General features: G+C 34.2%; 24 protein-coding genes and 2 tRNA genes. 14 read left to right on the forward strand and 12 right to left on the reverse strand.

Annotated features, from left to right (window positions below):
- Positions 1-109: 109 nt before the first annotated feature.
- The 4 genes from IC221_RS04720 to IC221_RS04735 form a co-directional block, all read right to left on the reverse strand.
- Positions 110-192: transfer RNA gene (locus IC221_RS04720), tRNA-Leu, on the reverse strand.
- 23 nt (positions 193-215) lie between these two features.
- Positions 216-298: transfer RNA gene (locus IC221_RS04725), tRNA-Leu, on the reverse strand.
- A 581-nt stretch (positions 299-879) separates the two neighbouring features.
- Positions 880-1,647, reverse strand: coding sequence for a 5'/3'-nucleotidase SurE (surE, locus tag IC221_RS04730; RefSeq protein WP_188167864.1), 768 nt, complete (start codon positions 1,645-1,647; stop codon positions 880-882).
- Positions 1,648-1,820: 173 nt separating this feature from the next.
- Complete coding sequence (locus IC221_RS04735; RefSeq protein WP_188167865.1) at positions 1,821-2,471, reverse strand: hypothetical protein; 651 nt, start codon at positions 2,469-2,471, stop codon at positions 1,821-1,823.
- A 536-nt stretch (positions 2,472-3,007) separates the two neighbouring features.
- On the opposite strand from IC221_RS04735, the gene aceB reads away from it, so the two are divergent.
- Both aceB and aceA read left to right on the forward strand, forming a co-directional pair.
- Positions 3,008-4,609, forward strand: a complete 1,602-nt coding sequence (gene aceB, locus IC221_RS04740) for a malate synthase A (protein WP_188167866.1) — start codon at positions 3,008-3,010, stop codon at positions 4,607-4,609.
- A 163-nt stretch (positions 4,610-4,772) separates the two neighbouring features.
- Entirely contained in the window at positions 4,773-6,047 is a 1,275-nt protein-coding gene (gene aceA / locus IC221_RS04745; RefSeq protein WP_188167867.1) for an isocitrate lyase, read from the forward strand.
- A 415-nt stretch (positions 6,048-6,462) separates the two neighbouring features.
- Here the strand turns inward: aceA and IC221_RS04750 are convergent, their stop codons facing one another.
- From IC221_RS04750 to IC221_RS04760, 3 genes are all read right to left on the reverse strand, one after another.
- The gene (locus IC221_RS04750) at positions 6,463-7,761 is read right to left on the reverse strand and encodes a deoxyribodipyrimidine photo-lyase (protein WP_188167868.1); all 1,299 of its coding nucleotides are present in this window, start codon (positions 7,759-7,761) and stop codon (positions 6,463-6,465) included.
- Between the two features lie 89 nt (positions 7,762-7,850).
- Positions 7,851-8,345, reverse strand: a complete 495-nt coding sequence (locus IC221_RS04755; RefSeq protein WP_188167869.1) for a flavodoxin family protein — start codon at positions 8,343-8,345, stop codon at positions 7,851-7,853.
- Positions 8,346-8,353: 8 nt separating this feature from the next.
- Positions 8,354-8,716, reverse strand: coding sequence for a helix-turn-helix domain-containing protein (locus tag IC221_RS04760; RefSeq protein WP_188167870.1), 363 nt, complete (start codon positions 8,714-8,716; stop codon positions 8,354-8,356).
- Positions 8,717-8,826: 110 nt separating this feature from the next.
- Between IC221_RS04760 and IC221_RS04765 the strand changes: the two genes are divergently transcribed.
- The gene (locus tag IC221_RS04765) at positions 8,827-9,420 is read left to right on the forward strand and encodes an NAD(P)H-dependent oxidoreductase (protein ID WP_188167871.1); all 594 of its coding nucleotides are present in this window, start codon (positions 8,827-8,829) and stop codon (positions 9,418-9,420) included.
- 2 nt (positions 9,421-9,422) lie between these two features.
- Positions 9,423-10,070, forward strand: coding sequence for a peroxiredoxin-like family protein (locus IC221_RS04770; RefSeq protein WP_188167872.1), 648 nt, complete (start codon positions 9,423-9,425; stop codon positions 10,068-10,070).
- A gap of 71 nt (positions 10,071-10,141) precedes the next feature.
- Here IC221_RS04770 and IC221_RS04775 read toward each other — a convergent pair whose 3' ends face one another.
- From IC221_RS04775 to IC221_RS04785, 3 genes are all read right to left on the reverse strand, one after another.
- Complete coding sequence (locus IC221_RS04775) at positions 10,142-10,549, reverse strand: GNAT family N-acetyltransferase (protein ID WP_188167873.1); 408 nt, start codon at positions 10,547-10,549, stop codon at positions 10,142-10,144.
- Positions 10,550-10,629: 80 nt separating this feature from the next.
- Positions 10,630-11,589, reverse strand: coding sequence for a hypothetical protein (locus IC221_RS04780; protein WP_188167874.1), 960 nt, complete (start codon positions 11,587-11,589; stop codon positions 10,630-10,632).
- A gap of 57 nt (positions 11,590-11,646) precedes the next feature.
- Positions 11,647-12,192 (reverse strand): GNAT family N-acetyltransferase, encoded by a 546-nt coding sequence (locus IC221_RS04785; RefSeq protein WP_188167875.1) that lies wholly within the window; start codon positions 12,190-12,192, stop codon positions 11,647-11,649.
- Between the two features lie 280 nt (positions 12,193-12,472).
- Between IC221_RS04785 and IC221_RS04790 the strand changes: the two genes are divergently transcribed.
- From IC221_RS04790 to IC221_RS04835, 10 genes are all read left to right on the forward strand, one after another.
- Positions 12,473-13,360 (forward strand): protoglobin domain-containing protein, encoded by an 888-nt coding sequence (locus tag IC221_RS04790; protein WP_188167876.1) that lies wholly within the window; start codon positions 12,473-12,475, stop codon positions 13,358-13,360.
- 5 nt (positions 13,361-13,365) lie between these two features.
- Positions 13,366-13,737, forward strand: coding sequence for an STAS domain-containing protein (locus IC221_RS04795; RefSeq protein ID WP_188167877.1), 372 nt, complete (start codon positions 13,366-13,368; stop codon positions 13,735-13,737).
- Entirely contained in the window at positions 13,734-14,123 is a 390-nt protein-coding gene (locus IC221_RS04800; RefSeq protein ID WP_188167878.1) for an ATP-binding protein, read from the forward strand. Before IC221_RS04795 ends, IC221_RS04800 begins: the two co-directional genes overlap by 4 nt.
- Positions 14,111-14,695 (forward strand): SpoIIE family protein phosphatase, encoded by a 585-nt coding sequence (locus IC221_RS04805; protein ID WP_188167879.1) that lies wholly within the window; start codon positions 14,111-14,113, stop codon positions 14,693-14,695. The genes IC221_RS04800 and IC221_RS04805 overlap by 13 nt, the downstream gene beginning before the upstream one ends.
- Positions 14,695-16,326 carry a SpoIIE family protein phosphatase gene (locus IC221_RS04810; RefSeq protein ID WP_188167880.1) on the forward strand — a complete coding sequence of 544 codons (1,632 nt, stop codon included), beginning with the start codon at positions 14,695-14,697 and terminating at the stop codon, positions 16,324-16,326. Before IC221_RS04805 ends, IC221_RS04810 begins: the two co-directional genes overlap by 1 nt.
- A gap of 3 nt (positions 16,327-16,329) precedes the next feature.
- Positions 16,330-16,662, forward strand: coding sequence for an STAS domain-containing protein (locus tag IC221_RS04815; protein ID WP_188167881.1), 333 nt, complete (start codon positions 16,330-16,332; stop codon positions 16,660-16,662).
- 870 nt (positions 16,663-17,532) lie between these two features.
- Entirely contained in the window at positions 17,533-18,060 is a 528-nt protein-coding gene (locus IC221_RS04820) for a TlpA disulfide reductase family protein (protein ID WP_188167882.1), read from the forward strand.
- A gap of 96 nt (positions 18,061-18,156) precedes the next feature.
- On the forward strand, positions 18,157-18,831 hold the full coding sequence (locus IC221_RS04825) for a thioredoxin family protein (RefSeq protein WP_188167883.1): 675 nt from the start codon (positions 18,157-18,159) through the stop codon (positions 18,829-18,831).
- A 181-nt stretch (positions 18,832-19,012) separates the two neighbouring features.
- The gene (locus tag IC221_RS04830; protein WP_188167884.1) at positions 19,013-19,876 is read left to right on the forward strand and encodes a glycoside hydrolase family 25 protein; all 864 of its coding nucleotides are present in this window, start codon (positions 19,013-19,015) and stop codon (positions 19,874-19,876) included.
- 101 nt (positions 19,877-19,977) lie between these two features.
- Positions 19,978-20,652, forward strand: a complete 675-nt coding sequence (locus tag IC221_RS04835; RefSeq protein WP_188167885.1) for a hypothetical protein — start codon at positions 19,978-19,980, stop codon at positions 20,650-20,652.
- 79 nt (positions 20,653-20,731) lie between these two features.
- Here IC221_RS04835 and IC221_RS04840 read toward each other — a convergent pair whose 3' ends face one another.
- Both IC221_RS04840 and IC221_RS04845 read right to left on the reverse strand, forming a co-directional pair.
- Positions 20,732-21,430, reverse strand: coding sequence for an SDR family oxidoreductase (locus IC221_RS04840; protein ID WP_188167886.1), 699 nt, complete (start codon positions 21,428-21,430; stop codon positions 20,732-20,734).
- A 218-nt stretch (positions 21,431-21,648) separates the two neighbouring features.
- The gene (locus tag IC221_RS04845) at positions 21,649-22,521 is read right to left on the reverse strand and encodes a phosphatase PAP2 family protein (protein ID WP_188167887.1); all 873 of its coding nucleotides are present in this window, start codon (positions 22,519-22,521) and stop codon (positions 21,649-21,651) included.
- Between the last annotated feature and the right edge of the window lie 205 nt (positions 22,522-22,726).

Genomic DNA, 22,726 nt, shown 5'->3' on the forward strand with positions numbered 1-22,726 from the left:
GGGTGGGACTCGAACCCACACGAGCAAAGCTCACAAGATTTTGAGTCTAGCGTGTCTACCAATTCCACCACCTAGGCAAATTGTTTTTTAATTTCAATATGGACAAAAGTACTTGAGGTGGGACTCGAACCCACACGAGCAAAGCTCACAAGATTTTGAGTCTAGCGTGTCTACCAATTCCACCACTCAAGCGAAAAATAAGAAAATGAACGTAGTACCTAGGGTGGGACTCGAACCCACACGAGCAAAGCTCACAAGATTTTGAGTCTAGCGTGTCTACCAATTCCACCACCTAGGCGGTTCATTTCATATTTTGTGTACTTGCTTTTCGTTTAAAGCGATGCAAATATGCAAGGTTAATTCATATAAAACAAACTGAATTTCGCATCACAATAGAATTACCTTATTAAATCCTTGAATCACAGGTAGAAATTCTTAGAATAATAAATGTAAAGTGGGTTATAAGTACCAAGACAAAATTATATACTACTAATTCTATTTATTGTTTTGCGATTACTTCCTTCAAAAAACTTTCAATAGAACCACTATTAATGCGTTTTTTAGCGTTGTACTCACAAAAAATAAATTAGAATTAACTATGATTTATTTTTGGCTTAGTACTTATAGGCAAAATATGTAAGATAGATAAGCTTTGTTAGTACTTGTATAAAGGATTGATTTTTCCAATGTATATCAAAGTAATAGGTCATTGATAATACATTCATTAATTCTCTTCTTCTTAAAAGAAGCTGTACAATTAAAATTAAACCCCTCACCAACTACTCCATTTTGTGTTAATGAGGGGTTTATTTTGAAAGCATTACAAATAAAACTGTAAAACAACTTTATTGATCGCTTTCCTTTTTAAATCAACAGTTATTATTCCCAAAGACCTTTTAAACTGTCCATATACTTATAGTCCGTCAGGTCAATTTTGGTTGGAACGATACTACCATAATTATGTTCTATCGCATATTCATCAGTATCTTCCGCATTATCAGGATTTACAAACTTTCCGGTCAACCACAAGTATTTTCTTCCACTAGGGTTTACTCTTTCATCAAACTGCTCATGCCAACGTCCTTTTGCTTGTCTGCCAACTTTCATACCTTTAATGGGCTCTCCATTGTATTTCGGAAAGTTGACGTTGAGTGCCGTTCCTTGAGGAAGACCATTTTCTAATACTGATGTAGCTACTTTTTTGACCCACTCTCGTGTATGTTCAAACTCCGCATCGTAACTGTAATCACATACACTAAAACCCACACTTGGTAATCCTTCAATAGTTCCTTCCAAAGCCGCTGACATTGTGCCCGAGTAGAGTACACTGACAGAGGTGTTACTTCCATGATTGACACCACTTACTACCAAGTCTGGTTTTTTGGGAAGAATATGATTTTTGGCCAACTTAATACAATCGGCAGGTGTACCCGAACATTGGTAGGCTTCTATACCCCAATCGCTAAATAAATCTGACTTATGGTATCTTAATGGATCTTCAATGGTGATTGCATGCCCCTGCCCCGATTGTGGACTATCCGGAGCCACAATAACTACTTCACCAAGTTCACGCATTATATCTGCTAAAAATTTAATTCCCTTTGATGTGATTCCATCATCATTGGAAATAAGAATTAAGGGTTTCATATTATTATTTTGTTTTTATTCAAAGCGAACATTTATGACCTATAGCGTTCCCATAAAAATGAACGGTGGGAAGAACTTTAGAACTTGATCTAATCTTCCTTCTTTCTCATTATAGTATGATAGGTCTGCTGCTTAAAAAAGGGCTATTGATTTAACAGCCCTAATTTAGTTTATTAATTTGAAATTTCTTTTTTCTCTACGAGTGAATCATAATACCTTACAATTTGTAGAAAATCTTCTCGGTCTTTATAATCCAATTTATTGATATTAATGAAAGCTTTTACTTTATCTTTATACTTACCAAAATAAGCCAGCATAGTTTCTTCTTTCCTCATATCTACTTGTCTGATATCTGCAAACATATCCATGAGGTAAAAATCGTGAACTAAAACACGTCTACGTGTATTGAAGTTACTACCCCAATAAGGATCATAAGAAGTTTCTGATATTTCAGCGATTCTCTCTCTTGCAAATAAGATGTAAGGTTCTCCTTCTTCTATCAACTCAAAAAAGTGGTTTTTCACATATCCTTTTGATTTTTTAAATGGTAAAGAGAAAAAGACTCTTTGTCGTTTGGTCATCGCATCCATGATCTCAAACGATTGAACGTTTTGAGCACCGTACGATTTAATGACGCCATTGACAATCACCTGTATTGACTCCACACCTTCTTCTAATGAATATTTGACTCTACCTCTCATAGAGTTACCATTTTTTAAATCTACTTCACCTTGATGCCAATATTCAGATGGAAAATCTTGTGCAAAGATGGATAGCGGGAGAATAAAAATAAGTAAATAGGTTAGTGTTACTTTAAATTTCATGTGCATGCTTTTTCAAGTTCAGTGAATATGTGCAAGTGCTAAATTATAGAAAATGATATGAAAATAATGAAAAGAGACAGTTTTATCATTAGACTTTATCACGATTTTAATTGTAATAGTCTCAAAACTCTCTTATCCTCCTCACTAGCACACGACTTAAGCTGCTTGAGCTAATGAGGAGGAGATAAACCGAAACGATTTAATAGTGATTTCTATTAAGAAGCCCTTATATAAAAATACATTATTTTTTTTACATCAGAAACTATTCCGCAAAATTTGTTAATGAAGCACTCAAAAGATGACATAAGTTCTGTTTTAAATATTTGTTGATTTTTTTTGCGAAATTTCGCAATTTTTTCACTCTTTATTTATTTATATTTTAAAATGTATTTAAAACTCTTTATATGACATACATATTTTATTATTTATATTTTTTAATTTTGAATTTATATTCACTAGCGAATTTTCGCTTTTTTTATTCAATTCGCTTTACATATATTTGAGACATCATTCACCCAGACATAACTTTAAATACTATGAGAGCACAACCAATAACACAGCTTGAGAATTTAGAGATTAAAGGCTTAATTTCTAATCAGTTTGAAGAGATACTAACTCCAGAGGCTTTAGAGTTTGTAGTCCTTTTACACGAGAAATTCAACAAAAGAAGAATTGCACTTTTGGAAGCCCGTATCAAAAGACAACAGTCGATTGATGAAGGCAAGCGACCTAACTTTTTGGCAGAAACTGCTTACATCCGTAACAGCGAATGGACGGTAGCTGAGGTAAAAGATGATTTACAAGATCGTCGAGTTGAGATCACAGGTCCAGTTGATCGAAAGATGATCATAAATGCATTAAACAGTGGAGCCAATGTATTTATGTCTGATTTCGAAGATGCTAACTCCCCTACTTGGGACAACAACATCAATGGACAAATCAATCTAAGAGATGCCATCAGAGGAACAATTCAGTACACTCACCCTAAAACAGGCAAAGAGTATCAGTTAAATGAAAAAACTGCTACATTGATGGTTCGTCCTAGAGGGTGGCATTTGATTGAAAAGCACATTATCATTGATGGACAACCTGCATCTGGAAGTTTAATTGACTTTGGTCTTTATTTTTTCCATAACGCACATGCTCTATTGGCTAAAGGGAGTGCTCCTTATTTCTATCTCCCAAAAATTGAAAGTCATTTGGAAGCAAGACTTTGGAATGACATCTTCATTTATGCACAAGACTATTTAAACATCCCTCAGGGGAGTATTAAAGCGACAGTATTGATTGAGACCATTTTGGCAGCTTTTGAGATGGACGAAATCTTATACGCACTAAAAGACCACTCTGCTGGCTTGAATTGTGGTAGATGGGATTATATTTTCTCTTATATCAAGAAGTTTAGAAACGATCCTGATTTTATGTTGCCAAATCGTGCCCAAGTGACAATGAAAGTACACTTTATGAAGTCTTATTATGAGCTTCTAATTCAGACTTGTCACAAAAGAGGTGCCTTTGCAATGGGTGGTATGGCTGCACAAATTCCTATCAAAGAGGATGAAAAAGCCAATCAACGTGCCATTGAGAAAGTAGCGAAAGATAAAACTCGTGAAGCAATGGCTGGACATGACGGCACTTGGGTAGCACACCCTGGTTTGGTTCAAACGGCCAAAGATGTATTTGATCGTTACATGGGCGGTCCTAATAATTTGAAAAAACCGATCACTCATAAAAAAATCACAGCTGAAGACTTGTTAAAAGTACCTGAAGGTGAGATTACGATGGAAGGATTAAAAAACAACATTGATGTGGGTATTCAATATATCGCAAGATGGTTGGATGGACAAGGTGCGGTACCTATCTATAATTTAATGGAAGATGCCGCTACTGCCGAAATCTCAAGAACACAAGTTTGGCAATGGATCAAACATAAAGCAACAATGGCAGATGGTACATTAATCACTACTGAACTTTATAGAAGTTTACTTCCTGAAATAATGGATACCATTAAAAATTATGTTGGGGAAGCACAGTACAACAATGGCAAATATCAAGAGGCCAAAAACATATTTGATGAATTGGTAACTACAAATGAATTCATAGAATTCTTAACGTTACCTGCTTATCAACAAATCTAGGAAGCGGAAGTAATTACGCTTCAAACCAGAATACCAATACAATTATTGAATTAAAAAAGGGCACTATCAACTTACATTGTAGTGCCCCCAATAAAGTGAATGCTGGATGGGGGTCCATTGCAAACACGTTTATACATTTTCAACACAGTAAATTTAACACAAAATGACAAAGCAAGAAAGAATCAACGCACTAAAAGAAGATTGGTCAACAAACCCAAGATGGGCAAATATAGAACGTCCTTATTCCGCTGAAGAAGTGATAAAGCTTCAAGGAAATGTTTTTGTGGAGTATTCTCTTGCACGTCAAGGGGCTGAGAAATTTTGGAAAGGATTACATACAGAACATTTTATGGCAGGACTGGGAGCTTTGACAGGTAATCAGGCTATTCAAGAAGTGGAAGCAGGATTAAAAGCGATTTATCTTTCGGGATGGCAAGTAGCCGCTGATGCCAATTTAGCGGGCCAAATGTACCCAGATCAATCTTTATACCCTGCCGATAGTGTTCCTAAAGTAGTAGCAAGAATCAATAATGCATTAAGAAGAGCCGATCAAATTCAATCTGTAGCAGACAAAAACGATACAGATTATATGGTACCAATTATTGCCGATGCTGAAGCAGGTTTTGGTGGAAACCTAAATGCATTTGAGCTTATGAAAATGATGATTGAATCAGGTGCTTCAGGGGTTCATTTTGAAGACCAATTATCATCTGCTAAAAAATGTGGACACTTGGGAGGTAAAGTATTAGTACCTACTCAAGAGGCAATTAATAAATTGGTTGCTGCTCGATTGGCTGCTGATGTTTGTGGAGTACCCACTCTTATTATTGCAAGAACAGATGCAGATGCAGCAAATTTACTAACAAGTGATATTGATCCTAGAGATCGTGAATTTATTCATGGTGAAAGATCTTCGGAAGGTTTTTATGAAGTAAAAAACGGTTTGGATCAAGCCATCTCAAGAGGTTTATCTTATGCTCCTTATGCTGATCTAATTTGGTGTGAAACTTCTCACCCTGACTTAGAAGAAGCAAAAAGATTTGCAGAGGCTATCCATGCGAAGTTCCCTGGTAAAATGTTGGCGTATAACTGTTCTCCATCATTTAACTGGGCATCAAAATTAAGCGTGGAGGAAATGGAAACGTTCAGAGAAAATCTTGCGGATATGGGATATAAATTCCAATTCATCACACTAGCAGGCTTCCACGCCTTGAATACTAGTATGTTTGAATTGGCCAAAGCATACAAAGAGAGAGGAATGGCAGGTTACTCTCAATTACAAGAAAAGGAATTCAGCTTACAAACAGACGGTTTCAGAGCAGTGAAACATCAAGCATTTGTTGGTACTACGTATTTCGACGCTATCCAAAATACAGTAACTGCGGGTACTGCATCTACGACAGCAATGGAAGGTAGTACAGAAACTGCTCAGTTCTAGGAGTTTGCGGACTATAGATTTTCAATAGATGAAAAAATCAAATAGTTAAATCTCAAACCTGGTTTAAACTTAATAATTGGCTTATAAACAGAATATTTTTAATCATCTATTTGAAGATCTTTTAGTTCTCACATACTCCGAACAACTTACATATGGTTACCTAAAATTTTTAAAACTCTTTCATATTTATGGAAGAGTTTTTTTGAGGGATGAGGGAAGTTATAGTGACAGACTTCATCATACAACAGAACATCAATTTTTTATGATACTATTTATATAGGCTGTTATTGAAGGAATGATGTCGTAAAACCTACTAATGTGATAATATTCATTTCAACTAAAAAACCACTCTATACTATTAAAATAGAGTGGTTTTTATCTAAATTTTCAAATAAGATTTGTACAAATGAGGTGTTTATTGTTCACTCATAGCCAAGCCATACTTATAGACATCTAAAGCTCTTTCTCTGGCCATTTTGTGATCCACCATAGGTTGTGGATAACCAAATCCATCAAATTCGGGCACCCATTTTTTGATGTATTTAAAGTCAGGGTCAAATTTCTTCGTTTGAGCTGTTGGATTAAATACCCTAAAGTACGGAGCTGCATCACAACCTGTTCCAGCTGCCCATTGCCAGTTTCCATTATTGGAAGAGAGTTCAAAATCCAATAGTTTTTTAGCAAAATAAGCTTCTCCCCATCTCCAATCGATGAGTAAGTGTTTACAAAGGAAACTTGCCACTACCATTCTCACCCTATTGTGCATATAACCTGTCGCGTTGAGTTCTCGCATACCTGCATCGACAATTGGATAACCTGTTTGACCATTTTTCCATTTCTCAAAATCAGCCTCATTATTTCTCCATTCTATATGATCGTATTTTTTCTTAAAACTTGTGTTGATCACATCTGGGAAATGCCATAGAATTTGCATAAAGAACTCCCTCCATATCAACTCCGAAAAGAAACTAGGATGATCTTGTACTTTGTGTACTAATTCCCTGACACTTACCGTTCCAAAGCGTAGATGAACTGACAAGTTACTTGTCCCTCTTTTAGAAGGAATATCTCTGTCAGTATCATAATGGTCTAGATGATCAATTTTATAATCAAGAACTTTAATCTCTGACCTTACAAAACCAATATCTTCCAAAGTTGGAAATTCAAAAATTTGATCTATTAACTTTGAAGCATCTAACTCAACTTTATATTCTAAAGTTTTTGATGAATCAAATTGTTTCAGCCATTGGTTTTTGAAGGGTGTAAAAACAGTATAAGGTTTTCCATCTTTTTTCAGCACCTCATTTTTAGCAAATATGACTTGATCTTTGAAAAGGTGAAATGGAATATTTATTTCATTAAAATAACCTCCTATCTCTTGGTCTCTTTTAATGGCATAAGGTTCGTAATCCTCATTCGTGTAGATTCCTTTTATATTAAACTCATTATCAAGTTCTTTATATACTTCTAAAGGTTTTCCCATCTTCACTAATAAGCCACTATTAACCTTATTGAGTTGTTTATTTATTTTATTTAATTGATCATAGATAAATGATATTCGTGCATCATCCCTATCCAATTCATTGATAATATCTGTATCAAAAATAAACAGTAATAATGTAGGTGCCTCATTTTTTAATGCATGACTTAGTGCCGCATTATCAAATAGGCGGAGGTCTCTTCTATACCAAAAAATTGAAATATCTTTTTTCATTATCGTTTCTAGGTAGATTTATTGTCTTCTAAGCTATAAAACTTAAACTATCTGATTGTAAAACCTAACTGCAGAAACGTTTAATTGTTCTATTTTTGGCTGAAGAAATCCATAAAAGACTGTAATGCTTCTTTAGAATCCATACCATTCACCACATGTTCACCACCCAAGAAATTCATACCTAAGTATAATGCTGAATGTTTGAACGGATGCCAGAAATCATCACCAAGATTACCGCCATTTGAAGTGGTAATTACTGCCATATTCTTACCTCTTAATTGACGACCTAATTCTTTTTCAATGGTGATTAGATCCGTAATGCGATCAAAGAATACCTTCATCTTGCCACTCATAGCGTACCAATACACCGGAGTGGCAAAAACTAAGGTATCGTACTTACTGATAATCGTTTTCATCAGTGCTATAAAATCATCATCCTTATATTGATGCTCATAGTCAAAATGACCGATACGATAATCGAGCAAGTTCACAATATCAAAATCACCTTCTTTCTGAAGCCTTTCAGCTACTTTCAATGTGTTGCTATCATTTCTCACACTCCCTACAATAATTACTGATTTCATCTTTCCTATTATAAGGTTACAATTCTACATTGCTCAAAACCAATTTCACTTCCGTAAGTTTCCATTGTCCAATCGCTCAACGCTTTTAATACAGGCAACAATGCCTTCCCTTTTTCAGACAAGGAGTACTCCACTCTCGGTGGTATTTCTGGAAACTTCTTTCGGATGATTAAGCCATCTTCCTCCAATTCCTTTAATTGCTCTGTTAAAACTTTTTTTGAGATTGTCGGCGTGAACATTAAAAGTTTTCCAAAACGCAAACTACCATTGGCCAATAAATACATAATTATTGGTTTCCACTTCCCTCCTATAATGTTCATGGCATGCACCAATGAGCATAAATTGGGGTTGTCTATTACTTTTCTTCCCATAAGTCACCTTTTTGTAACCACTATTTTTTCAGTTATCAAAACTATTAGTTTCTTTTTTAAACTAATGTTAGTTCCTTTAAGAAACAAATATAACACTAATCGAAAGAAACATGAAAAAAATATTAATTATTAACGGCCATCAGTATTATCCATTCGCAGAAGGTAAGCTTAATAATGCTTTGATTGAGAAGGCTTCTACTTGGTTGGAAGAGGCTGATTATGAAATCAAGTTCACTGCTTCCGAAAAAGAATATGACGTGGAAGAAGAAATGGAAAAATTCCTTTGGGCAGACGTGGTATTATTACAAACGCCACTAAACTGGATGGGTGTCACTTGGAGTTTCAAAAAATACATGGATGATGTATTAACTGCAGGTATAATGGGCAAAATGTCACAAGGTGATGGTAGAACAGCCGAAAACCCTAAACAAAACTACGGTTTAGGTGGTTTGCTAAAAGGTAAATATATGATCTCTGTAACTGCAAATGCCCCTAAAGAAGCTTTCAACAATCCTGAGGAAAAATTCTTTAACGGTATCAGTGAAGATGATTTGATGTTGCCAATGCACCTAAACTTTAAATGGTTTGGTTTGGAACCTTTGGAAACATTTTTCGCTTATGATGTTATGAAAAACCCAGAAGTGGAAAATGATTTTGTACGTTTTGAAAAACACATTAAAGAAGAATTAATCCAAAAAGCTTAATTATGGAATTACAAGAATCACTAAGTAGACTTAAAGAAAAAATCGAAGGCGGAATGCCTCCCGAATTTGTGGAAATTATGCATCAATCCACTCGTGACCTTGAAGCATCGGGTATTGGTGAGAAGACCTTAAAAGCTGGAGACAAAGCCCCTTCCTTTTCTTTACCAAATCACAAAGGAGAGATTGTTTCTAGTGATGAATTATTGAAACAAGGACCTTTGGTAATCACATTCTACAGAGGGGTGTGGTGTCCTTACTGTAATACTGACTTGGCTTTTCTGAAAAGATACAAGGCTCAGTTTGATGAAATGGGTGTAAGCATGGTTAGTATTTCTCCTCAAACTATTGAAAACAATAAGAAAATTATCGATCAACAAAGATTGAATTTTGATCTACTTAGAGATGCTGAAAACAACATCGCTGCACAATTCGGTTTAAGATGGGAAATGGTAGACCCGTTGAAATCATTATACAACGACAAATTCAATATAAAATTGAATGAGTATAATGGTGATGATTCTTGGACACTGCCTGTCCCTGCAAGGTTTATCATTGACACTGATGGTATCATCAAATATGCTGAATATTCGGTGGACTACACAAAACGTCCCAACCCTGATGTTTTAGTGTCTGAATTGCAAGCAGTGTAAAGTTCTCACATTATTAGATAGATATTTTTACTCCAATTGCCCTATGTGGTAATTGGAGTTTTTTATATAGATCAATGCTCATTTCCTTCATAAATCCACATTGGTGTCGTATTCCCAGCCTTAGTAAAGCCCATTTTCTTATAAAAATGAACGGCCTCTCCATCAGAAGTCAACATCTGCATATGGAAGGATTTATACTTCTGATACATTTTCTCCATGATTAATTTCCCAATTCCTTTTCCCTGATGATCGGGATGCACCAACAAATGAGGATAATAAACGACTAAGTATCCATCTGAAATAGCATTCCCAATACCCACCAATTTTTCTCCTTCCCAAGCTGAAATTAAAGTATGAGAATTGGTCAATGCCTTGTAAAGGACATCGGGTTTATCTGCTGAACTCCATTTATTGGCTTTATATAATTCGATGATTTGTTCTTGAGGAATTTCCGTTGATTCTGATAGAGTGATGTTCATTAGCATACGTACCTTTTAGGATTAAAATTATTTGAATTTAAATGTACGAATGATTGTGATTAAATTATCATCAGACTGATTTAATCTTCCTCCTCCAAAATTAGTATCTCTCCTTTTACCCAATCAGGCAAATAAAATTTCAAACCTACTTTCTTTTCAATTTTCACTAATTTATTTCTCAACTCTATAGATCTTAAACCTATTTTATATCTATTTTTATTGATTTGTTTTAATGTTTGAATAGTAGGTGGATTGACATAACCAAAAGCAATAGTGGAGGAGTCACGTAACACAGCATTTCTCCAATCTTCCATCAAAGCCATTTCATAAGGTGAAAGTTGTCCATCCCTTAATGATTCGATTAAATAAGGCTTAAGATCAGTAAATAATGTATCACGTTTTACATAGTTGTATGACATGGAATTGTGATGAGAAATAACAGTGGCCCCCCAATAGTTATTTCCAATTAATTGTTCACCTGGGTAGCCTTTTGAAATGATAATGTGCTTCAATGTTTTCATCTGCTTTTCACTATGAGGAGCAAACTTTGAATCCATAAACTTTTCTTGTGCTTTATCTCCCCATTTCAAAAAACCTTTCAGTGCCATTTTTTGATCTTCTTTGAAAAGATGATGGACTGCTTCTTTAGTATTGAGATCTAAATTAGAAATATACTGTTGATGTAATTGTGATGCTTGTTGCCTTAAGTTTTCATACTCACTCTTTGATAAAAGTTCTTTTAATCTATCCTTTTGAAAACTTTTCAATTCCCATCCCCTACTCAAACATGTTGATATTAACGATATGGATTGTTCTTTTCTTTTTAAGAATAACGATAGATCTGCTGCAATTTTCAAGTCTCGCTTAAAAATATAATCATACTGATCAAACAGTTTTACGTATTCATCCAATGCTACATTATACTGCTCGTCAACTATCATTTCTTCAATATGAATGATTTGCTGATGATAATTTTGATAATCTGCAGTGTCAGAATAAGGATATAAAGAGAAGATCAATGAAAGAAATAGAGTGCTCATAAAATAAAGTTTTGATGCTTAATAGTATGGACACATCATTTTGTAAAAATGAAAAAACTAAATCACTATTCCATCACTTTTCAGTAAACTAAATACTTCAAGATTCGCAAATTGCCCATCAATCATAACAATGCTTTCTCTTTCTAAACCTTCGTATTTAAATCCAATTTTCTGAGGGATTCTTTTACTTGGATAATTTTCCTCAGCACATTTGATCACAATTCTGTTCATCTTCCATTCCTCAAAAGCCATTTTACACATCTGCCTCACGGCATCCGTCATAATCCCTCTTCCTTGGTGATCTTGAGAAATCCAATACCCTATTTCTGTTGATTTATTGACCTTGCTGATGTCTTTAAAACTGATCAATCCAATCAACTCACATCCTAATAGAATGGAGTAAACTTTAGTAGTATTTTTTTCAGCTTCTTCAATCATTGAAGCCACAAACTTACGTGTATCTTCAATCTTATGAGTATACTGTACAAAAGGGAGCCATTTTCCAATATAATCCCTTTGTTGATCCAGAATTGTAAAAATAGATGTTGAATCCCCCATCTCTAAAGGTTTCAATTCTATCTGTGGGTTAACTTTAATATTCATTTATGGTAGTATTTCGATGTGGTACTTAGGTTTCAAGTATGCTATATCTCGTCTTAAGATAGACAATATCCCATTGAGCCTTACTATACAAACCTCATTTTTAAAATAATAATTGCGAATTTGTAACTAAACACTAAATTTGTTTATGTACTAGGTCAATAATTGTTTATCAAACTCTCCTTAATATTTTTTAGATAAGTAATTTTGACATAGCACAAATAGTACAATTTTTCTACTATTCAATCTTTTGATAATTATTCTTTAATATATATACCGACCAATGGAAGTGATATCTAGAAATGCTACCCAACTTTGTGATCTATACGAAATCACCAAAGAAGACATAGAAGCTGTACGTGAATTTAAGCCTGTAGCCATTGATAAAATTCCAGAAATGGTAGACTCATGGTATAAATGGCTAAAAACCACAGCTGAATTTCAAGAGTATTTTGCTGATCCATTAACATTGCATCGAGTTCAGAAACTTCAGTTGAGCTTTTGGGAAGAATTCTTTGATGCAAACATCAATGATCAATATGTCTCAAGCCGAAAAAGCGTTGGAGAAGTGCATGCTCGAATTGGATTATCACAAGAAATCTATTTAGCGGGGGTAGATCATTTTCTAAGTTTATTCATAGAAATTCTTTTGGCTCAAGATTGGGACAATGCCAAAATCAATAAAGTCAGAAGAGCTTTAAATAAAATAGCTCACATGGACATGACTATTATTGTACAAAGTTATGAGCATGTGGTCAATCAAAAAATTACGGCCCAAAGTAAAACGTTAATGGCCATGTCAACTCCTGTCACACAACTTTGGGATGGACTATTACTATTACCTGTAGTAGGACTTATTGACTCAAGAAGGGCACAAGACATCATGGACAATACTTTAAATCATATTTCACAACATCATGCACAAAGCTTTATTTTAGATATTTCTGGTGTGGCTGTCGTAGATACTGCAGTAGCAAATCACCTGATCAAAATTACAAAAGCTACCAAACTCATGGGATGTGAATGTATTATCTCTGGGCTATCGCCGGCAGTTGCTCAAACCATTGTTGAACTTGGAATTGATGTAGGAACCATTAGAACGACAGCCAATTTAAAAGCAGCGATAGGAATTGCTTTTCAAAAATTGAATATGAAAATTGTTAAACAATAGCTTCCATGAGTAATTGGGTAAAATCTGGAATTCCAATTCAATTACATAGTCAATGTGTAATTGCATCGTTCCAATTGGACCTCCAAAAGGACTTATTAAAATTATTTCAGCAAGAATTACTAGATGAGATTGTAAAGCACAATCACATCAAAGGTATAATATTCGATTTATCTGGATTGGATATTATTGACTTGATGGATTTTGAGCATCTGCGTTCTATCATTAGTATGATTAAATTAACGGGGTACGATACTGTAATCTCAGGTTTGAGGCCTACCGTCGTTTCCTCCTTGATCATGATGGATGCAAATATTGACAATCTCTTATCTTCCATCAGTTTAGATGAGGCAGTGGTTATTTTAGATACTAAAAAATGACAATTAGTATTAGATCAGAAGACGACGTTCATTATGCACGTCATGAAGGAATTGAGTATGCCAATAGTATTGGAATGGAAACGCTTGACAGCACCAAAGTTTCTATTATTATCTCTGAACTTGCACACAATATTATTAAATATGCCAAGAAGGGATTTATACGTTTTTCTAAAGTAACCAATGAAATTAATACTGGAATTTTAATTGAAGCAATAGATAATGGTCCGGCAATTCACGATATTGAAAAGGCACTGAAAGATAATTACTCAACAGGTGGTTCATTAGGTTTAGGTCTACCTGGAATCAAACGAATTTCTGACGACCTGATTATTCATTCATCAAAAGAAAAAGGAACACATATCAAAGTAACATATTGGAAAAAATAAATATTGATATTGGAGGTTATACAAGGCCATTTGTTGGTGAGCATAAAAATGGGGATGCTATTTTTATTCATCAAAAAGAAGACTTCTGTTTTTTTGCAATAGTAGACGGAATTGGTCATGGTCAGCCTGCGTTTGAAATTTCATCAAAAATAAAGGAATTTCTCTCTCGAAATATCAGTATCAATATTTCCAAAGTGATACAAGATACTCATCAATATATGTTAGGTTGTGAGGGTGCCGCATTAGGAATAGGCGTCATTGATCATAATAACTTTTACTTTGGCAGTTTGGGTAATATTTCCTGCAAAGTCATTAATAAGGAAAATATTGATCTACTTTCAACGGATGGATTACTGGGTGTACGTGGACGAACGGTTAAAGTAAGCCACAAACCTCTTGAAGATAACGATCTTATACTAATCCATAGTGATGGACTTGATTCCTCTTTCACTAACAGTAAGTTCAAAAATTATCATTTGTTTTCAAGTGAAATTTTAGCTAAAAAAATCATTAAACAATGGGGTTCAATGTTTGATGATGCCTCTCTTATCGCAGTTAAAATTAAGAAATGATGCATCAAGAATTTAGCAGACAGCAAATTACCAATGAGCATGATGTTGTCAACTTAAGAAAAAAAATATATCAAGCTTTCTTAATTTGTTTTGACGACAACAGTTTCTCTGTAAAAGTCACTACTATGCTATCGTCATTACTGAAAAAAATCATTATTGATCATCAGCAAATATATTTAGAGACTGAGGTACTTTTATCAGGTGATTTTGTGAAATCAGTAAAGATTAGGGTATTCGATCCTTTTTATGCGATTGCCAAAGAAATCCCGGACATTTACTTGCATCATGTAGAATTAGCCATCAAAGATGATCTTTTGGAAATAGTAATTGATAAAATGTTTCCTGTTGACAGACTAGAAGATGCAGTGGTTACTTTTAATGAAAGATCTAGGGATGAGTTATTATCTGAATTGCGATCAAAAAATAAAGATTTACTAGAATCTTACGAAAATCTAAAAAAAGCCAAAGACAATAGTGCAAGAATGGAGAGTGAACTTGCTGTAGGTAGAAATATTCAGATGAGTATGCTTCCCACAGATTTCCCTTCAAATGACAATGTTGATTTGCACGCAAAACTTGTTCCGGCTCGTGAAGTTGGGGGTGATTTTTATGACTTTCAAATTATAGAAGATAATTACCTTTATTTTGTTGTTGGAGATGTTTCAGGTAAAGGGGTTCCTGCTGCCTTATTAATGGCAATGACGAAGTCTTTATTAAGAAGTGTTGCCATCACCGAACGTTCTACCAGTCAAATCATCACTCATGTAAATACCGAAATCGCAAAGGAGAATAAAAACAATATGTTTGTGACTATTTTCCTGGGGTTATTGAATATCAAAACGGGTGAATTTACGTACACCAATGCAGGACATAACCCCTCTTATATACTTTCAGAAAATAATGAAGCCGTAAAACTGACCGAAAGACATGGACCAGTGGTAGGTGCTTTAGAAGGCTTTGAATACAACGAAAGTACGCTACAGTTAACCTCTGGACAACTGATTTTTGCCTATACAGATGGTGTAACAGAAGCTCAGAATATTCAACGAGAACTGTACTCTGATGAAAAATTGCTTGGATTATTAGAATCAATTAAGGGGCAGTCCTTAATGTCCATCGTTGACACTGTCATTCAAGATGTAGAATTACATGAAAAAGGGTCAGAACAAGCAGATGACATCACTGTACTCAGTGTTAAGTACTCAAAGAAAAGTGACCCTGACTTCTTTTTACAGTTTAAAGCTCAACTCGAAGACAAAGAAGAATTGACATCTCAATTACAATCCTTTTTTATAGACAATAAATATAATGTAACCGTTATACAAAAAGTTCAAATAATAATGGATGAATTGATCAGTAATATTATAAATTATGCTACTGCAGAAGAAAAAAATACCGATATTCAGTTATATATTTTCTTATTGGAAAATAAAAGTGGAATAAAAATACAATTACTTGACAATGGTATTCCTTTCAATCCTTTAGAAAAAGAAGCTCCTGATATTAGCTTACCTGTTGAAAGTAGGCCGATTGGAGGTTTGGGAATACATATTGTAAAGAGTTTGGTCAGTACTATTACTTACGCAAGGACCGATAGTCAAAATAAAATTATGTTATTAATAAAGGTATAACACATGGAAATAGAAGTAACAAATGTAAAAGACATCTTTGTAGTACATGTCAATGGATTCATGGATGCAAGTACTTCACCCATTGTAGAAAAAGAAGTGTTAAAGCTAATTGATGAGGGAAAAACAAAACTTTTGCTCAACTTAAAAGATGTTTCTTACATGAGTAGCTCAGGACTAAGAGTTTTTCTTGCCGCCTCTAAAAGTATAAAAGGTGTTCAAGGTAAATTTATAGTTTGCGAAGCGAATGATGTTGTTCAGGAAATTCTTAAGATTTCTGGTTTTGATCTAATTATAGAGGTACAAGACAAATATGAAGAGGCCATTTTAAGTTTCTAATCTGAAGCACTCATCCCCTTCAATTCATTTTTGAGAGACAAAAAATAAAGCTCCCCGATTTTTCGGAGAGCTCTCTTTTTACAATTAGGTTTTCATTACCTCTCACTGAGGTAAAGACGAAGGGGCTTAATTTTAACTTCTTCGAAGCCCGTAGTTTGAGAAAAAGTCAAGGGTACTTGAATCTTTTCTTTCATAGTGTCATTTAAAACAACTGACTTTTTTTCGCTTTTATACGTTAAGCCTCCAGCGATAAAAACTGACGCTACAAGAAATAACGCCATGCAGCAAATAATTAAAACGCTTTTAATCATAAAAAGTATTTAGGTTGGTCTACTACCAATATGCATAAAATACAATTTCAATAAAAGAATTCTAATTGATTATGCAATCATTACTTCTATAAGTGCAATTCAATGTGTATAGTGCCACCTCAGGTGATGCTGGTTCATAATACCATTCACCACTAGTGAATCTTTTTCTAAATTCAATTTTTCGATTTTCTGGTCCAGTATAATGGCCGTTGACATTGTAAACAAAGTTATCAAACAAATAACAACCAGTTTTCTTTTGGAGTTTGGGGTCAAAGCTGACATAATAGTAATTGTATAATTAAATATTGCCTCTACTACCATTTATCTACTGGTTCAGTTCATACGCATTTAGCAATGAAAGTAAGTTTTACAGACAGAGTTATATATTAACTTCACCTTTGTGGATTTATGGTAATTCTTTATTTCACTTAAAAAGAGCTAAAAGTAGCCCTACTTCACTGGATCAGCAAAAAAGTTACTGAAAATAGTATTACATTAGCTGTGTAATTTTTGATCGGAAAATTAAACTTAAAATTACATTTAAACTCCCAACATCATTATGACAAGCTTTATTAAGTACGCATTATCAATTATCACATTCTTTATTGTCATTTCATGCAATCAATCACCTAAGCTCGTTTTACAAGCTGATGAGGTCATTCAACTTGAACAGCAAGAAGTTTTAAAGTTCAATAAGTTTGATGGTCTTTCTCCATTATTTTCTCATAAAGACGATACGCTAAGAGTGATCAATTTCTGGGCGACATGGTGTAAACCTTGTGTAAAGGAACTACCCTATTTCCAGCAACTTGATGAAAAGTTCAAAAAGAATGGAGAAAAAGCTAAGGTAATTCTAATTAGCCTTGACATGAATGAGAAAAACTTGTCAAATTATATCAAAAAAAAGAACCTCACTACTTCCACATTTTGGTTGGATGATCCTGATGCCAATGCATGGTTAGGTAGGGTCAATGAAAATTGGGATGGTGCAATTCCGGTTACTTTAACCATCGATAAAAATAAAACTGTTTTTCATAACACGGACTTTCATGATTATGAAGAGCTAGAAAAATTTATTTCACAGTAAAATATAGAACCTCAGAAGATTGCAGAAAGACAATCATTCAACAGGTACATATCTTCTAAACTTTAATTTACTTTTTATCAAAATAATTTCTTTAAAATGAAATATCTTAAACTCTTTGTCTTATCCTTATTAATCGGTTTTACAGTCGGTTGTTCAGCTCCTCAAAACAAAGAAGAATCTTCCACTGAAACCGTAAAAGCGACGGCACTTACTCCAGCAAAAAAAGCGGGTTTGAGTGTTGGTGATGAGGCAACTACTTTCAATCTTAAAAATGTAGATGATCAAATGTTCGGTCTTAACGACCTGAAAGACAATAAAGGAGCAGTTGTGATTTTCACTTGTAATCACTGTCCTTATGCAGTTGCATATGAAGATCGTATTCTAGCTATTGATCAAAAATACAAAGCATTAGGATACCCTGTTATTGCAATCAACCCGAACGATCCTGAACAACAACCTGATGATTCATTTGAAAAAATGAAAGTAAGAGCTGAAGAAAAAGGTTTTACTTTCCCTTACTTATTTGATGAAGGTCAGAAAATTTACCCTGCCTACGGAGCAACTAAAACTCCTCATGTTTTCTTATTGGAAAAAGAAAATGAAAAGTATTTTGTAAGATACATTGGTGCAATTGACGATAACTACAAGAGTGCTGAAAATGTAAAAGTTACTTACTTAGAAAATGCTCTTGATGCATTGTTAGAGAATAAGGAAGTTGCTGAAACAACTACAAAAGCGGTAGGTTGTTCTATCAAAACTTCAAAAGGATAACGAAGAATGGACTGATAGAAGTGAACGTCAATTCAAATCAAATTGCGTTTTTTTCTCTTCACTAGGTACTTCATTTTCTTTAATGGCGGTACTTAAATCCATCAAAATTTCATAAATTTAAGGTTGTAATTGGCTTTCTGCCATTACAACCTTTTTTATTTTTTCAGCTTAAGACAATTTGATGAGAAAAAAAGTAAACATATTTCCTTTTTCCTCTTTTGTACTCTTATTTTTTATGGCATTAGGCTATTATATCAATGTCAATCAAGAGGCTCATAAAAAATTTGCTCCATACCTCCAGAGAGGTATTGATTTTACTTTAAATCTTAAAGATTATGTGGAGTCTCCATTTTATAAAAATTTCAAAGGATATGGTGTAAAACTACCCGACAATTATTCTGTCCACGGTATTGATATTTCTCATCATCAAAAACTTATCGATTTTCAGAGAGTCTCAGCATTTTATGCCCAAAATACTTCTATCAAATTTGTTTATGCAAAAGCTACAGAAGGTAAAGATCACAAAGACAGGCATTTTGACAGGAATAGAAATGAAATTAGAGAACACAATCTGTTATTTGGAGCCTATCATTTTTTTAGACCTAAAACTTCAGGAAAAGAACAAGCGGAATATTTCATCAAAACAGTGGGTGCACTCGACCCAAGTGATTTAGTGCCCGTTGTTGATATAGAAGTTTTAGATGGTGTTGACCCAAGTCTAATGAGAGATCGTCTTGAAGAATTTGTATTAAGGGTTGAAGAAGAATATGGGGTAAAACCCATGATCTACACTGGTGACTCTTTCTATAAAGACTATTTTAAAGGACACTTCAGAAAGTATAGAGTTTGGATTGCCAATTATGGACAGTCTACAAAAGCACCCAAAGCTCGATGGACCATGTGGCAACACACTCAAGAAGCAAATATTGATGGAATTCCGAATAAGGTTGATATGAATGTTTTTGATGGCAACTGGGAGAAATTCCAGAAAAGTCTATTGATTGGTCATCAAAAAGGATATAAACAGCTCACTAATAGTAAATAATTGTCCTTTAGAATTATTACAATTACAATTTAACGGTTTGACATTTTTTGAGAAATGGTTCTCATAAATTTGCATATTCTATGTACTACCCTATCAAAAATATGCAATACAAAAACCTAATTTCTTTTGTTTCAATAGCGTTTATAGCACTTTCGAGTTGTCAAAAAGATTCATTTGATCATGATCTTCCTGTTATTGATGGCAATGTGGCGTTAAATATTATTTCAGATTATAGAAAACCCAATAATGCCAGGAATGAACCTGATTATATTTTTACCGATGCAAAAATTGCATTAGATGAAATCACATTCTTACAAAAAGACACCAGCAACTCAAATGCACATTTTGAGGGGCCCTTTATTTGTGATTTAATTGAAAATACAACTACACCTCAATTACCTTATGGCAATATTGAAGTAGGACAGTATCAATTATTTCAATTGGACATTGTAGAGAACCTGGAAAATAACTTGTCCATTGACATACATGGTAATTACCATCCAAATGGAGTAGTTATACACCCTTTTCATTATTCTTCAACAATAGAAGAGACAGTGACTATACTTCAGCAAGTTGGTATTGACATCATTCAAGACTCCCTACATCAAGTAGCCATTGTTGTTGATCTGGCTGCAATTTTTGATGGTGTTGATTATGACAATGCCTACTATGAAGAAGATGGCTTTTTAGATTTTAATGCAGAAGAAAATGCTGTACACCACGAAGGAATAACAAACCGTTTTATGGAAAGTTTTAGGGTACATCAAATCCGATAAATCCCTTCTACAACACAAAAGGCATCCTTTTTTATTAAAGAATGCCTTTTGTGTTTTTATAGAGGTTGATAATTATTTTTTACCATTCTATTATTTTCTTATCTCTAAAGAACTTTCCATTTAAGTTCGGGTCTTCTAGCTCTGCTAACCAAATAATCGTTTCAGCCCCTTCTTCTGGCGTTCTTGGTGCACTAGCTCCACCCATATCGGTTTTTACCCAACCTGGACAAACTGAATTAATCAAAATATCATTTCCATTGACCTCATGTGCAAACTTTATCGTCAATACATTTAGGGCCGTCTTAGAAATACTGTAACCTGGAGTTCCAGCTCCCATTTCATTCATTGCCCCTGATCCGCTTGAAACATTCACAATTCTACCGTATTTGTTTTTTTTCATCATTGGTAAAAATGCTTTAATCATTTTCCAAGGACCGAAAACATTGGTCTCAATTGTTTCGTGGACTTCATCCAAATCGGCATTTAGTGCTGTCTGCCAGGTATCATAATTAATGCCCGCATTGTTGACTAATATATCTAGCTGAGAGTATTCTTTTTCAATATATTCTTTTAATTGACGTATGCTTTCATCGTCAGATACATCTAAGGTATGATAGTCTACATCTCCAAATACGCTCAAATATTTTACCGCTTTTCTTCCATCAATTTCTTTTCTTGATGTCACAATTACTTTATGTCCTTTTAATAAGAGGCCTTTCGCAACAGCAAACCCAATCCCACGGTTGGATCCTGTCACTAATGCAATTTTCTCGTACATATTTCTGATAATTTCTATAGCGTATGCTTTTTCATACACTATAATTCGATAGTGTTTAGTTTGTGTTTGAGAACAAAGGTAAACAATAATATGTTAGAGCGTACTCTTAAGTACAAATTCAAAATCATCTAATACTAATTCTATTTATTGTTTTACGATTACTTCCATCAAAAAACTTTCAATAGAACCACTATCAATACGTTTTTTTGACTTAGTACTTAAAATGTTTTCTTAACGTACAAGCCCATCATTTGAGGCTGCATAATCGGCATAAATGCTGTACCTGAACCGTCAGCTCTTTTTGTTCTTAACTTTTTATGGATATGTGGTACAAAAACACCTGTTAAAGCACCTACAGCACAACCCGTGATCACATCAGTGTAGAAATGTTTGTACGCTCTAGTTCTGTAGTAACCTACTAATGCAGGAGGAATAAAAGCAGCTACATAAACACCAATTTTGGCTCCAGTTGACCATTCGGGGTGATAATCCGTAAGTACTTTTGCTGTAAAGAAAGTACCACAAGCTGTATTAGAAGTGTGACCACTGAAAAAAGAACGTTCATTATTATTGTCAGTTAATTCTGCATCAGGCACATCTGGATGACCATGCATATACGCAATTGGTCTGTATCTCCTAAAAACACCCGGCCCTAAATAATTATAGATATTTACGGCAATCATCTGTGTCTCCAAATACATTAAGGATACTTCGACCCAATCTTTTCTAATCTCGTCATCAAAAAATAATGTAAAAGGTAGCACTACAGAAACATAAAGTCCCCAATCCGTAAAGTTATGTGAATCTTCTCTTTCTTCAACGGGATGATCAAATACATGACGATCAAAAGCATTGACTGAATTAATATCCAATCTTCTAATATCATTTATATTTAATTCAGGGCGGTTATTCAACATACGAATCCCAAGATAATTGGCTAATAAACCAGCCGCTGCAATACTCCCTGTTGTGACAGGGGGAGCATAATACACCTTGGAATGTGATTTATACCATTTTACTGAGTCTGCTTTTTGTGCAAATGAAAGGGTGGAATATGATAAACATAAAATAAAAAAAACTAATCTTGTCATGTTCAATAGATGAGATTGAAAAAAATGATGTTTTGAGAGGGTGTTAAAAACTTTGATTGAAGTGAAAAATCACCCTTGGACAGAATCCTAGAGTTTGAATCTATTAATTTTTTTAATAAAGTACTATTCTTCTTTTATGAATATTTAAAAAACTATAAATTATTAGAGTAATGAGATTCTTTAATTACAAACTTAACCATGTAAT

Source organism: Flammeovirga sp. EKP202 (genome assembly GCF_014534745.1).
Lineage (GTDB): Bacteria > Bacteroidota > Bacteroidia > Cytophagales > Flammeovirgaceae > Flammeovirga.